We start from the raw sequence: 15,125 nt of genomic DNA on the forward strand, positions 1-15,125 counted from the left end.
CCCTAGCCTTTCTTCGCTGGTGCTTGCGCCAGGACGGACGCCACGGTGCGCTGCGCCAGGATCAGCTTGAAGCCGTTATCGGCCGTCGGCCTGGCGCCGGCCAGCAGGCGTTCGCTGACGGCGGCCGCGCCAGCGGGCATGGCCTGCTCGGCGGCGGCAAGCCGCCACGGCTGCGGCGCGACGCCGCCCAGGGCCAGCCTGCCGGTGCCATCGGGCAAGATGATCGCCGCGACAGACACCAGCGCGAACGCATACGAGGCGCGGTCGCGCACCTTGCGGTAGACGTGCGTGCCGCCGATAGGCCGGGGCAAGGTCACGCTGGTGATCAATTCGCCCGGCTGCAGCATCGTTTCCAGCTGCGGCGTACTGCCCGGCAAGCGGTAAAAGTCGGCGATGGGGATGCTGCGCGTGCTGCCGTCGGCCCGCACCGTGTCGATGCCGGCGTCGAGCACGCGCATGGCCACGGCCATGTCGCTTGGGTGCGTGGCGATGCACGCCTCGCTGCCGCCCAGGATGGCCAGCGGCCGGCTGAAGCCGGCTATGGCCGAGCAGCCGCTGCCCGGCACGCGCTTGTTGCACGCCTGGTTCGTGTCATAGAAATACGGGCAGCGCGTGCGCTGCAGCAGGTTGCCGGCCGTCGTCGCCTTGTTGCGCAATTGCGCCGAGGCGCCGGCCAGCAGGGCGCGCGACAGCACGGCATAGTCGCGCCGCACCGTGGAGTGCGCGGCCAGGGCCGTGTTGCGCACGAGGGCGCCGATGCGCAAGCCGCCGTCCTTCGTCGTCTCCACCTTGTCCAGCGCGAGGCCATTGACGTCGATCAAATGCGCGGGCGTTTCGATCTCCAGCTTCATCAGATCGAGCAGATTCGTGCCGCCCGCGATGAAACGGGCGCCCGGCGTAGTCAAGGCGGCCGCCGCCGCTTCGGCCGGCGTGGCGGGCTTTTGATAGCTGAACACTCTCATGCCGCCCCCCCCGCCACCTCGGTGATGGCTTCGATGATGTTGGAATAGGCGCCGCAGCGGCAAATATTACCGCTCATGCGTTCGCGCAATTCTTCGGGCGTCGCTTGCGGGGCCGCGTTCAGGTCCGCGCTGACGTGGCTGGGGATGCCCTGGCGGATCTCGCCCAGCGCGGCGACGGCAGAGCAGATCTGCCCCGGCGTGCAGTAGCCGCATTGATAACCGTCATGCGCGATGAAGGCGGCCTGCATCGGATGCAGTTTCTCGGGCGTGCCCAGCCCCTCGATGGTGGTGACCCTGGCGCCGTCATGCATCACGGCCAGGGTCAGACAGGCATTGATGCGCTGGCCGTCGAGCATGACGGTGCAGGCGCCGCACTGGCCATGGTCGCAGCCCTTCTTGGTCCCCGTCAGGTGCAAATGTTCGCGCAAGGCGTCGAGCAAGGTGGTGCGCGTGTCGAGTTCCAGGCTGTGGCGCCGGCCGTTGACGTTCAGGCCGACTTTCATCAGGACGGGCGGCGCCTGTCCGGATTGGGCCGCGCCATGGGCCGCTTCGGCTGCCCCCGTCACGCCGGGCACGGCCACCGCCGTGGCCGACAGCGCACCGGCGATCAGCAAGCCGCGCCTGCCGGCATTGATGTGATTACAGTCTGTCATCTCGCGCTTCCTCCTGGCTGTGGACTGGCTGGGTGGGCGCATGCAGGCCCGAAGCAGCAGTCTGGCGGCCGGATGCCTAAGCGTCTGTACGCGAACGAACGTTCAGCCTCAAGCTGCGCCGGGTCGTGCCGACGCCGCCCTGCGCCGCGTAGCCCGTGTGGCGGGCGCAATGGTCGAGCGCCTGGCGCAAAGCCGTATCGACGTTGCGCAGCGACATGTTGTGCCGCTCGGCCACTTCCTGGCGAGTCAGCTCATCCACGCGCAGCGCTTCGAGCACTTGCCGGTGGCGCCGCGGCAGCAAGTCGACGGCTTGCGCCAGCCGGCGCACGTCGGCCTGCAGCTCGGCCAGGCGCTCCGGTCCCGCCGCCGTATCGGCGAGGAAATCGACGAGGCCGGCGGCGCCATCCTCCTCGTCCGCATACAGCCAGGCGCGATTGCGCCGCAGGCTGTCCATGGCCGCGTTGCACGCCACGCGAAACACATAGGCGACGGGGCTGTGCGCCAGCGCCGCGCCGTCCCCGGCCGCCAGCGCGCCCAGGCGCAGCCAGGCGTCGTGCAGGCTGTCGCTGGCCAGCTCGGCGCAGCCCAGGTGGCGCGTCAGGCGCCGGTGCAGGGCCGCGTAATTGCCTTCCAGCACCGCCTGCAGCCTGGAGCCCTGCCCCGGCGCCGGCGTTGGCACGGGCGCCATATCGTTGGCCGCCTGCATGCGGGGCCGGATGGCGGGCCGGTACCAGGCCATGCCTGCCTGCCGCATGGCACCTGTCATGCGCAAGGGCAAGGCGCCAGCCATGCCGGCCATCATGGCGACAACCTGCTGCGCTCTTGCGCCGTCAGCTGGCGCGTGGCCGATTCCGGCAGCGTGCCCAGGCCCAGCACGCGCACGGCGCTGCGCGGGTTGTAGTCGGCCGCCTCGGTGCGCGCGCCATCCTGCGGCGCCGCTTGCGCGCTGTCGGGCGGCGCGTCGTTGCCAAAGCCCAGCACGCGCACCGTGAACACGGACGGCTGCGCGGCGCGGGTGGCGGCGCGCTCGCGCTGCACCACCTCCTGGGCGGCGGCCGTGGCCTGCGTGGCGGCCGCGCTGGCGTTGGTCATGGCGGCCACGTTGACGGACGCCACCGTCGGCATGCCCTTCGATTCGCCTTTGACCTGGATGTTCGCCGCGTTCACCACCGTCAGCGCGGCCAGGTTGACGCTGCCCGAGACGCGGATGCCCGCCTCGCCCGCGTCGATGGTGCCCAGCGGCGCCAGCAAGTCGACGTCGCCGGCCGGCACTTCGGCGATCGGCGCCAGGGTGGCGATGCCGGCGCCCGTGCTCGGCACGTCGGACGACAGGGTCACGTTGCCCCAGTTGTCATACACGCGCTTGGGCGGCGTGTAGACGATGGTCGACTTCGAGCCGCGCCCCGCGTTGATGTCGCCCTCCGACGACCAGCCCAGGATATCACCGCCAAACGTCGTCATGACGCGGCTCTGGCCCAGCAGGATGCTGCCGCGCGAGAACAGCTCGATGTTGCCGCCGCCCTTGGTGATGACGCCCGAGGTCGACGGCGGCGCCTCACCTTCGATGCCGAACACCTGCTTGCCGCCAGGCGTCAGCAGCTGGATATCGCCGCCGAAGTTGGTGTGCACGTAGCCGCTGCGGGGGAAATAATCCCAGCGCTGCTCGCCGTCGTTCCGCTTGGCGTAGAGCCCGCGGTACATGACGATGTCGCCCGCATAATCGATGGCCTTGCCGCTGGCGTCCTTGGCCGGCGCCAGGGCCGCGATGGCATTGCGGCTGCGCAGGAAGCTGCCATAGCGGGCGCTGTCCGCATCGTTGAACTCGCGCCCGCCCGCCTTCAGTTCCGCGAAATACACGTCGCGGGCGAAGACGCGCTGCTGCGGCTCGGGCAAGGCCAGATAAAAGGCCTGCGCCTCGGCGGCCGTGCCCTTGAAGCCGTAGCGTTCATTCAGCCAGGTCGTCAATTCGGTCGCATACGACTTCACCACCTTGCCAGCCTGCTCGGCCAGCGGCACGCCCGCCTGGGCCACGTTGGCCGGGTCCAGATACGGCTTGACGAAGCGCAGGTAATCGAGGCCAGCCGCGCCCACGCCCGCCTGCATGGCGATGCTGGCGCCCGGACGCTTGTCTCCGGCGACGACAGGGCCGAGGCTGACGACGCTGCCCTTGTCCTGCATCAATATGTTGCGCCCGGCGCTGATATCGAGCGTGCCGGGGCCGGCCACGTTGAAGGAACTGCTGAGGATATCGCGCCCGGCCGAGACCACCGAGACGTCAAATGCATTGTTGTGCACGAACAGGTTGCTGTAATTGTGGAACATGATGTCGCCACTGCTCGTGCCGTCGATGCCCTCCAGCAATGCCGTACCGCTGCCGACGATATCGCGGCCCGCCTTCATCCACACCGGTTGCGCCCCCTCATACCAGGTGGTGCCCGCATGCTTGGCGTCGTAGAACGCGACCATGCGGCCACTATTGACGCCGATCAAATCGCCCTTCACGGCATAGATGCGGGCCGCTTGCGTTCCGCTGTTGGCGGGCCCGGCGGCGGAATCGGGGCCGAAGGCGAACAGCGGGAAGTTCCACTTCGTTGCCGGCGTCCCCGTGCTTGAGACATTGCTAGCCAGGGGACTGCTCACGTAAGGCTTGATATCCCAGCCCGTGAAGCCAGGCTTGAACGGCGTCGCGATGCTGTCGGCGGCAGCGCCGGACTGGCTGACGGCATAGCCGCCCGCATAGATGGAATCACTGGCCAGCCATTGCAACTGGGCGTTGGAAGACGGCGCCAGCACCAAAGGATCCGCATACACGGACGCGCTACCCCAATCCGCGATGGTCTTGCCGTAGTACAGGCTGCCATTCGCGGCAGCCGCCCGCACGATGGAGGGATAGACGATGGCCAGGTCGGTGGCCGTGCCGATGGGCCCCGTCAGCGGCGTCATGTTGCCGCCGGCGGAGAACAGGTCGAGCGCCGTGCGCGGCGTCCACAAGCTGAACCAGCTGTAGCCGTAGCCCTGCTCGCCCGCCGCGCCGGTAAACGGCGTGGCATTGAACGCGGTCACGCGGCCGGGGTCGGCAACGTCCTGCAGCACCTGGTCGCCCAGGGTTGCCACGCTGAAGGTAGCGTCGCCCGGCACCAGGGTCATGCCGCCCCGGGGCGAGGCGCGCGTGGCACGGAAGGCGTCAAAGGCGCGCGTTTCCAGCGGCACGTGATCCGTATTGCGCGTACCGTATTCCAGCGCCACGCTGCCCAACTGCGTGGCCAACGTTTCCACGTGGCCACGCAAGTCGACCAGCGCGCCATTCCGGTGGCCGCCACCGGGCTTGCTGGCGGGGTTGAGGGCGCCGCCCACGCGCAAGTCCAGGTCGCCGCCGCCCGTCAGCAGCAGGCTGCCGTCGGCCTGCACGCGGCCCGTGCCGCCGACAGCCAGCAGCAAGCCCTGCGAGCGTCGATTGATGTTTTCACTATAAGAGCTGCCGGTCAGCGGCGCCAGCACGCCCGCATCGCCCGCCACGTCGGCGCGCAGATTGCCGCCGCCCAGGGTGCCGAAGCCTGTAAAGCCCAGCACCGTATCGGCCAGGGTATCGCGGCCCACGTAGCTGCCGAAATTGATCCACCACGCCGTCGGCTGGGGCGCGCCGCCCGTGGCCACGCCACCGCTGCCCTGGCGCCACAGCCAGTTGCCAACCGCCACCGAATCGCCCAAGCCATCCTTGCTGACGGGGCGCCCGTTGCTGGCGACAGCCGCGTCGATCAGCGAGCCGCTCAAGTCACCGGCCACCTGCAGCAGCAGATTGCCGCCCTGGTCCGGATACCATGCGCGGTAGATGCTGTCGGCGCCGCCGTCGACCAGGTGTTCGTGCGCACCGTCCGGATTGTTCAATACCTTGCCGTCGGCATTGCGCGCCCGTGCCTGGTTGAACGGGTCGCCTGGCAACGTCGGCGTGGACGACATGCCTGCCGTGTACACGCCATACAGGCTGTCCACGCGCAGGTCGCCGCCGCTGACCAGGTCCAGGTCGCCCGTGCCCGTGCGCAGCACGCTGTGGCGCAGGCTCGACGCCTTGTAGTCGAACGTGGCGTTGGCCATGCCGCACCAGGTGGGATTGTCCTCGCAAATGGTCGGCCAATTGAGCGCCACGGGGTCGAGCAGGTCGCCCGCCTTGACGCTGGGATCCGCAAACTCTTCCGCGCCGGCCTTGGTCCACACGTAGGCCACCCTCAGATCGCACCAGCCGGGGGTGTCGGCACAGAACTGCGCAATCGTGGTGCCGTTCTGATTGAGGAATTCCTCGGAGATCGGCTCGCCCGCCACGACGCCTTCGATACCCTGCTCTCCCGCTTCCTTGCTCCAGTACTGCACGCCTTTCGGCGGGATCAGGATGCCGTACATGCCGTAGTGGCTGTCGGCCAGGCGCAGGGTACCGTGCGCGGGATGCGCCTGCACGCCGCGCGTGTCGGCCGCCTCCAGGTCGGCGCCCGCCACCAGGCGCATGCCCCATGCTTGCGAGCCTTCGGCCAGCATGGGCGCGATGGCCCACAGCTTGCCCTGGCTGCCCGCCACGTCCGGGCGCAGCTGAATCGCGTTCACATCGGGCATCAGCTTGACGTCGGTGCCGGACGGGATCAGGGCGCCCACGGCCAGCGCCAGGTTGCCGTTGAGCGCGAACACCGAGCGTTCGCCCGCCACACCAGGCAGCGGCACGCCCTTGGGCCAGGTCATGGCGCGCACTTTCACCGTTTGCCTGAGCACGCTGCCCGCATCGAGGCGCATGCCGGCTGTCAAGGTCTGCGCCGTGGCCAGCAGGCTGCCGGCCGCGTGGACGATATTGCCGGCGCTGTCGCGCACGGCGGCCGCCAGCACCGTGCCTGCCGGCAAGGTGACGGCCTGGTCCAGGGTCATGGCCGCGGGCAGGCGCGTATCCGCATCCAGATTGAAGCCCTTGAGGGGCACGTCGTAATTGAGCGCGATCCCGCCCGGGAACAAGGTGCCGTCGGCCACGGTCACGCCCTGGCCCGGCACGATGACGTCGCTGCCATTGATGTCGCGCCCCGGCAGCAAGACCCAGCCGCCGTCGTCCGTGGTGGCGGGCGGCGGCGCGAAGCCGTCGTTGATGCTGCCGTAGATGCTCAAATCCCCGCCGGCGCGCAGCAACAGGCTGCCCACCTCGCCCGACCCGCGCACATTTGTTGCTTGAAAGCGTGGATTGAGGCTGGCGTAGCGCATGCCCGACAGGTCCAGGTCGCCCCGCACCAGCAGGTCGCCGTCCGGCGTCTTGCTGACGATATCGACGCCGGGGCGCAAGTGCAGCGCATCGGCATACGCGGCCGTGTTCAAGCCCGCCAGCTTGATATTGCGCAAGTTCGTGTTGACCAGCGCCGCGTCGATGAAGGCCGTGCTGTCCGCATGCTTGCTGTCAAGATATGCCTGGTCGATCACCTGGTAAGGGCGGCCGCTGGCCGACAGGTCCGTGGCGTAGGCCGCGTCGTCATAGCGCTGCATGGCGTTGACGGCGATCGATTTCGCGCCGCGCACGGTAAAACCGCCGCCGGTGGCGATGGCGATATCACCAAAGGTGGCTGCGTCCGCATCCGTGCGGGAACCGCCGCTACCCAGGCGCGGCGCGCTCAGTTCCAGCGTGCCGCGCGCGGCGCCGTCGTATTCGCCCTTGCCCTTGCCGGCCAAGGCGGCCGTGCCGTGGCGCAGGTCGATCTGCGCACCGCCGGCCAGGTCCAATGTGCCCTCGCCCGCGTTCAATTCCACCGTGGCCCGGTTCGGGCTGTCGATGATCTTGCCATAGCTGTCGACGCGCAACAGCGTGCCATGCGCGTCGAGCACGGCATTGCCGGCCAAAGTGAGGCCATGCTTGCCGGCCAGGCGGATGCTGCCCACGCGCTCGCCGCTGGCGTCGATCGTGCCTGCCACCGTCAGGCGGCCATTGTCGAGCGATACCTGCACCTCGCCCGCCTTGAGTTCATTGCCTATCGTCAAATCGCCCTGTTTCAGCTGAAAGCTGCGCCCGCCCGTCACGCCGCCTTCCGTCAGGCGCGTGTTCAGCGACGCGAACTGGCTATCCAGGGTGCCGCCCGCGCCCAGCGTCTGCGCGCGCACGTCCACGCTGCCCTTCTTGTATGGCACCACGGTGCCGCCCGCATCGTGGCTGCCGCTGGCGCCGCCCAGTATCTTGCCCTGCAAGTCGACCATGCCGGCCGCGCCATCGAGGGCCACGGCCTTCAGGCTGCCGGCGCGGTTGTTCTCGGCCGACAGGTCGATCACGGCACCGCTAGCTGCGCGGATATCGCCGGCGCGGCTGTCCAGCGTCACGTCGCCGCCCCAGCTGTATTTATCCACGTCGAAAAAGGTGCTCTTGCGGCCCGCCATGTCGATGCGCGCGCCGTCGGCCACGGTGATGTCGTGCTGGGCGCTGATCGTGAGCTTGCCGCTCGGTAGTACCACGGCCGTCGCCACGCTCACGCTGTCGCCGTTCAGCGCCAGCTGCGCACCCAGCGCCGCGTTATTCTTGACGGGAGCCGCTGGCGCCGCGCCGGCCGGCGCCGCCACCTTCAGCGCGCCGCCCGCCGTGTAGCTGTGCGAGGAACCTGCGTCGCCCGTCAGCAGCGGCGTGCTGATATTCAGCTTGCCGCCGCTGTACTGAAAGCCCTTGCCGGCCTCGTAGGCGCCCTGCGCCTGGTAGACGGACAGGCTGCCCTTGTGGTTGGCCGTGACCTGGCCCGACGCCTTCAGGTTGACGTTGCCAAAGCCCAGCGCCAGGCGGTCGAACGAGGCGACGCCGGCCGGCTGCGTGAACGGGCCGAAGCCGAAATCGATGCGCTCCGCTTCCAGGTTCAGGGTGCCGCTGCCCGTGCCGGCGCCATGCGCGATGACATTGCCGGCCGGCGACAGGGCGCCGCCCCAGATCAGGTTGGCCGTGCGGATGGTCGCCACGGCATCGGCGCCGCCCTGGCCATACATGGCGGGCGTGGTCAGCACCAGGCGCTCCAAGGTCGATTTCCCCGTGCCCTTGTCATAGGTATCGAGCACCACGTCGCCATAGAAATTGACGCTGTCGGCCGCGCTCAGCATCAGCGCCTGCAGGGCCGGCGCGCCCGTGCTGGTATCGCCGCGCAGCAGGCGGTCCAGCAAGCCCTGGTTCATGGCCAGGCCGGTGGAACGCGTGCCGCTGGCCTGGGCCGCCGCCAGCGCCTCGTTCGAGCCAATATTGATGGCGCCCACGGCCAGGCTCAGGTTGCGCGTGCCGTAGCGCGCCGTGTCGTCCAGCTGGAAGCTGCCGGTGGTCGACAGCAGCAACGTGCCTTCCGAGTACAGGCTCGCTGTGCCCGTACCTGTGCCCGCGCAAGCGTCGTCGCATACGCCGATGCGGATGCCGCCGCGCGTCGCGCCGCCAACCGGCGCCACATTGAGCAAACCGTTCGAGGCGGCCAGCACGTGCACATCCGGGCGGCTCTTGTAGACGAAGCCGTCGTTGGCGTCATATGCGGCCTTGCCGCGGCCCACAGTGTTGATGCCGGCGCCGGCGGCGATATCGATCAAGCCATCGCCCAATTCATAATTGCCAGGATCCTGGGCCACCAGGAATACCTCGGGCGCCGACAGGATGGCTCCCGCGCGCAGGTAGATGGCGCGCGCCGAATTGACGCCGAAGTTCACGTAATTGCCGCCCTGGCCATACTCCACCGTGGATGAATTGCCCACCACGATGCGGGCCGCGCCGATATTGTTCAGGCTTGACGCGCGCACGCTGACCTGCCCGGCGCCGCTGGTGGCCGGCGCGCCGTCGGCGAGGATTTCAATATCGCCGTTGGCACTCTGGCCCGGCATCAGCAGCACGGTGCCGCCATAGCCGCCCTCGGCGGCGCCGAATTTACCGGTGCCCTTGAACTGGAAGGTGTCCGGGCCGCCGTCCTGCGCCAGGGTCAGCTTGAGCGTCTTCGCGTCGGCCGGCAGCTGCGCGCGGGGAATGCCCCGCGTTTGCGCATCGGCCAGCGCGTAGGCCGCATAGCCGGTTTCGTTGTATTGGGAATAGGTGCGCAAGGCCTTGGCCGGCGTGAGTATCAGCTGGCTGGCCAGCGGCGCGCGGATGTCCGTGCCGGCGATCGACAGGGTGCCGGGCGCGGTCCAGGAACCGTTGCGCAGCGGCTGCGCCAGCGTGCCGGCGCTGCCCTGGCCCGCCAGGCCGTTCAGTTCCACGCGGAAGGCGCCCGGCAGCAGGGCATAGGTCGACGGCATCAGGGTATAGGTGCCGGCGGGCAAGCCCGGCACGCCGCCGCCCAGCGTCACCTGCCGGCCGATGGCCGGATCGGCGGCGCCCTTGTCGCCGCCCGCGGGCGCCTGCGGCGCCTGCACGCCGGGCACGATGGCGTACACGGGATTCGTCGCCAGGCCCGGCAGGACAAAGCCGCCATTGGCCCCCACCTGTACCAGCGGGTGGTAGCGCGCGTCGGTCGAGCCGCCGCGGCCCGCGATGAAACCGGCGCCCGTCAGTTCGCCGCCGCCGGACAGGTCGAGCAGCGCGCCAGGCCGCACGTCCACGGCCACGCCGGCCATGTCCACGCCGATGCGCAAGCCGCCCTGCGCATTGATGCCGCCCACGCCCGTCAGGGTGGCCGGCTTGCCGTTGACGTTCCAGGTCTGGCCATCGAGGGTGCCGCCGTACGGCATGACCAGGCCGGCACCGCTGACGGAGGTGATACTCCCTGGCAACAAATTAACGCTCAGGCTCTTGTCATTGTCATAGCCTGCCGCGCCGATGGCGAGGCGCCCCAGCGGCGCGCGCACGACGCCGCCCTGCTCGATGTGCGCGGCCTCCAGCTCCAGCGAGCCGAAGGCGGAATACGGCATGGCCGGCACGCTGTCGGTGGTGCGCGCGAAGTTCAGGCTGTGCGCGGGATCGTAGCCTATCTTGCCATTGATCTTGCCATAACCGGCCCGCACGGCGGCGCCGGCGCCCGTCTCCGGGTAAAGCTGGGCCGCGCTGAGGGTCATGTCGCCCGATGTGGACAGCACCGTCGTCGCCTGGTTGCCATCCCATCCCAGCGGAGACAACAGGAAACGCAGGTCGCCGCGGCTGCTCAGGCGCACGTCGTCGGCAACGATATTGACCATGCCGCGCACGTCGATCAGGTCGCCCGCCATGCTGATCTGGCCGGCCACCGGCGACTGATCCGCGCCGCCTGGCGTGACATAGTAGTCGCGCCCCACCGGCTTGAGGCTGGCCAGGCGCACATACGGCGCCGCGATGCTGATCTTCGCGCCGGGCTTGCTGCCTGGCGCCAGCACGGGCGCACCGTACAGCTGGAAGCTTTGCTGCAGCGTCAGCGACACGTCGCCATCGAAGGAGGCGGCGCCGAGCAGGGCCAGGCTGCCGAAGCCGCCCGCCTCCACTTGCTCGACCGAGTAACGGCCATGGCCGTACTGCAGCGCCTGCGGCCCGTCCTGCGCCGCATCCTGCGCATGCACGCCGCCGGCCAGGTCGCTGGCAACCTTGTGCTGCGTCAAGGCCAGCTGGCGCCCCTGCAGCACCTTGTCCGTCGCCAGCGTTTTCAGGTAGATCGGGGTGCCCGTGGCCACGGACAGGCTGCCGCCCGCCGCGCCCGCGCCGCCCGCCCTGGCCAGCAGCTGGCCATCGAGGTACAAGCCATTGTTCGACGCCAGCGCGATGCTGCCGCCCGCGCTGGCCACGTCGATGGCCGCGCCGTTCACGTCCAGCACGGCGTGCGCGCCGGAAGCGTCGAGTACGGCACCGTCGCGCACGACGACGAACAGGCTGGCCGCCGACGTACTGCCCTGCGCGTGGTCGATTTCGCCGCCGACGACGATGCTGCCGCCGTCCGCCACCTTGCCATAGCGCCGGCCCTGCGCGTCCGTGGCCGTGACGGCGCGCGACGCCACGTCGAGCACGGCATTCTCGCCGATCCAGATGGAACGGCCATGGCCGGCCGCTTCCACCGCTTCGGACACGTTCACGTCGACGCCCACGCCGCCCAGGCTGATCTTGCCGCCCCAGGCGTTCAGCCGGCCTTCCACCGTCAACTGGCCCACGCTGGCCAGCTTGATGGACTGGCCCGCATCGACGCTCACCACGGCGCCCTTGCCTATCAGCAGCTCGGCGCCGGCCATGTCCACCGCGCCGGACTGGATATCGCCCACCTGCAGGGCCAGGCTGGCGCCCTTGCGCTGGATCAAGGTGCCCTTGAGCGGGTTTTCCGTGACCTGTTCCGGCGTCCACAGGGCCAGTTTTTCATTGTCCACCACGCGCAGCACGGGCATGCGCACGTCGACTTGCGTGCCGTCCGCAACCGTCAAGCCCTGCTTGCCGACCAGGCTGTAACTGGAAAAACCCTGCTCAAAAAAGTCGCCGCCCAAGTGCAGGGGGCCGGCCTCGGTTTTTTCAGTTTTGCCGATCAAAATCTTGTTTGCCTGTAATTCCAGCTTGCCGCCGCCTTGCACGCCATGGCCGCGCACTTGTGCGCCTTCGCCCAGCACCAGGTCGGCCTTGGCGCCATAACTGGCCAGGCTCACATTGCCGCCCTTGCCGCCCTGCTGTTTCGCCTGCGACAGGATGGCCGCGCCCGAGCCGGCGTCGATCAGGCTGCCGCTGCCGAGGCGCACGTCGCCGTACGCCCGCAGCGAGACATTGCCGCCATTGATATAGGGCAGGCCGGCGGCGGCCAGCGGATCGCGCAGCACATTGCTGAGCAAGCCGCTGGTATCGAGGCTCACGCCGTCGGCCAGCACCAGCTTGCCCACGGGCCCGCCCGGATTGACGACCGTGTCGTTCATGCCCAGCGCGCCGAGCTGATTCAGCACATTACCGGCCGCAATGCTGCCGCCATGGCTGCGCAGGCTGGCATTGATGGCCACGTCCTTGCCGAACAGGGTGATATTGCCGCCGTCGGCCACCTGCAGCGCGCTGTCGACGGTGATCGATCCTTTCGCGGCGATACGGATGGCGCCCAGATGTTGGTCATTGAGCAAGTTGGTATCGAGCAGCAGCTTGCCCTGGCGCTCTGAAGCCAGCACGCCTGTCACGTCGAGGCCGGCGGCGATGCCGTCCTGCACGCGCGTCAGGCGCACCTCGTCCATGACGGCCGACAGCGCATGCTGCAGCACGCCCGTGCGCTTGTCGAACATCGGCTGGTACTGGCCGACGATCAGCTGCCCCCGCTGCGCGGCGGCGAACTGCGACTGCTGGTAACCGTCGAGCAGGGCCTGCGGCGCCTGGGTCTGGCGCTCGCCCTGGAAGACCTCGCCCGCGATGCCCCCTTCCAGCACGGCCGAACCGGTGGCGACCACCAGCTTGCCGGCGTCGCGGCCCACCGTATAGCCGTTTTCCAGCCGTTTTTGCGCGGCGATCAATGGATTGGCGTAGAACGCGCTGGCATCCTTGCCCCAGCGCGCATGTTCTTCCTCGTAACCCTTGTACACGCCCGCATACGGCAAGTCGGCCGGCGCGCTGCCCGCCTCATACAGCTTGCCGTCCGCGCCCTTGAGCCAGGTCTGGCGCAGCGCGCCCGTCTGCACGTCGAGGGTGCCGCCCGACAGGTTGATGGCAGAACCAGCTTGCGTGACGACATCCTTGCCGCCGAAGCTGACGGTGCCGCCCTGCGCCATCCACTCGCTGACGGAATGGCCCTGCGTGCCCAGGTAGCCGGCCACTTCCAGCAAGCCGCCGGCCGTGTACCAGCGGTCGCTGTCGTAGCCGTTCGTGCCCTTCGGTACGAACACCAGCTTGCGGCGGTCGACCCAGATATTGTTGTTGATCAAGGCCTTGCCGTCGCGGTTGACGGGCGCGTCGCGCTGCTCGTTGCCCTGCACGTTGATCTCGACATTGTTCGCCTCCATGGCCACCTTCACGCCCACGGCGCCGGAGACGTCGAGCTGGGCGCCGTCGCGCAGCAGGCTGCGGCTGGCCGCGTTGACGGCGATCTGGCCGCCCGTGGCCAGGGTCAGCGAGTCGCCCATGAATTCCACCGTGCCGGTGCTGCCGATCTCGATGCGCGACTGGTCGCGGCGGTCGTTGACGGCAACGATGTTTTCCGTGGACGTCGCGGCCGGGCCGCGCATGGCGTCGCGCTGGCTGTCGAGCGCCGTCGTCTTGCCGTCGTCCTCGATGACGATGGCCGTGGTGGCGCCCCGTCCCACGATGACGGCCGCGTCGCTGCCCAGGGCGTTGAGGTGTATCGTGCCGCGCGTGGCCGCCGTGGTGGAGGCGAGCACGACGCCTTCCTGGCGCACGTCGCGCCCGGCCAGGGTGACGTCGCCTTCGCGCGCCTGGATCAGGCCCGTGTTGACGACCTTGCCCGCCGTGCTGCCGGCCGCGAACTGCGGCGTGACTTCGCTGCCGCGCGTGCTCGACAGCGGATTGCCATCCGTGCCCACGCCTTTTTTAATGGTAAAACTGTCGCCGGCGGCCAGCAGGGCCTGGCCCTTGGGCGTGGCGATCTCGCCCGCCTGGTGCACTTCCTTGCCCAGCAGCATCACGTAACCGCCGCCTTCCGTGCTGCCCTTGGGCGCATTGCTGGCCAGGCGCGCGCCCGCCTGTACCTGTACCTTGCCGGCCGCGTCAGTAAATGTCGTGGCGCCGGCCGTGCCGGCGCTGTAGATGCCGTTTTTCTGGAATTGCGTATCGCTGATGCGGGCCGCGGCCGCCACCAGGCTGCGCGTGTCGACCTGGCTCGTGCCGGTAAACACGATGCCGTTGCGGTTGACGAGCAGCACCGTGCCGTCGGCCTTGATCTGCCCCTGGATCTGGCTGGGACGCGCTTGCGGATCGTTGACCCGGTTCAGCACGGCCCAGTCCTTTTGCTGCTGGAAGGTCAGGGTCGTATCCTTTCCCACATTAAATGTTTCCCAGTTCAGGATGGCCTTGTCCGCCGTCTGCTGCACCACCACGGCCGTCTTGCCGTTCGCCACCGTCTGCACGGGCGCCTGGGCATTGAGCCAGCCGGCCGTCAGGCTGTTGGTGTCGACCTGCAAGCCGCCCTGCGCCAGGCCGTTCGGCGCGATGGCGCCGCCGGCGGCACTCTGGCGCGCCTGCGCCTGGGCCGATTGCTGCGCGGCGATGGCGCGCGCGGCCAGGTTCAGGTTGTTGAGCGAGCGTTGCAACTGCTGATTGGCCTGCTGTTGCTGGCCCTCGGGCCGGCTGCCCAGGGGCAGCGGCTGGCCATTCGGCAATCGGCCCGAGGTGGCAGCCGTATTCTGCGCCGCACCCTTGGCCGCGAACCAGCCGCCGCTGAACGCCTGCTGCGCCCGCGCCGGCGTGCTGAAGGCACCCGCCATCAGCATGGTGGTCAGTGCGTAAGCAAGCGGCGTGAGCCGCAGGCGGCTGCCCAGCGTGGAAGTACGCTGCGCGCCCGTGTCAACGGTTGGGACTGGGCGCTGGGCAGTGTGAAGCTTGGTCATGGCAATAGTTTCCTGGCTAGTGGGATGGGAACGGAGCCTGGCGTTAGCGCAAGCGTCCATGCCTCCATGACGTAGCTGGGCGGCG

Annotated in this window: 4 protein-coding genes; all 4 read right to left on the reverse strand. The window is 69.0% G+C overall.

What is annotated here, in order from left to right; all coding sequences use genetic code 11:
• Nucleotides 1–2: 2 nt before the first annotated feature.
• Entirely contained in the window at nt 3–962 is a 960-nt protein-coding gene (locus tag CSQ95_RS20640; RefSeq protein WP_099410853.1) for a xanthine dehydrogenase family protein subunit M, read from the reverse strand.
• Nucleotides 959–1,615: an aldehyde dehydrogenase iron-sulfur subunit PaoA gene (gene paoA, locus CSQ95_RS20645; RefSeq protein ID WP_099410854.1), complete on the reverse strand. Its 657-nt coding sequence runs from the start codon at nt 1,613–1,615 to the stop codon at nt 959–961. The genes CSQ95_RS20640 and paoA overlap by 4 nt, the downstream gene beginning before the upstream one ends.
• Nucleotides 1,616–1,691: 76 nt before the next feature.
• Complete coding sequence (locus tag CSQ95_RS20650) at nt 1,692–2,417, reverse strand: RNA polymerase sigma factor (protein ID WP_099410855.1); 726 nt, start codon at nt 2,415–2,417, stop codon at nt 1,692–1,694.
• Nucleotides 2,414–15,040 carry a filamentous haemagglutinin family protein gene (locus tag CSQ95_RS20655; protein ID WP_099410856.1) on the reverse strand — a complete coding sequence of 4,209 codons (12,627 nt, stop codon included), beginning with the start codon at nt 15,038–15,040 and terminating at the stop codon, nt 2,414–2,416. The genes CSQ95_RS20650 and CSQ95_RS20655 overlap by 4 nt, the downstream gene beginning before the upstream one ends.
• Nucleotides 15,041–15,125: the final 85 nt, after the last annotated feature.

The organism is Janthinobacterium sp. BJB304, from assembly GCF_002735765.1.
Classification (GTDB): domain Bacteria; phylum Pseudomonadota; class Gammaproteobacteria; order Burkholderiales; family Burkholderiaceae_D; genus Janthinobacterium.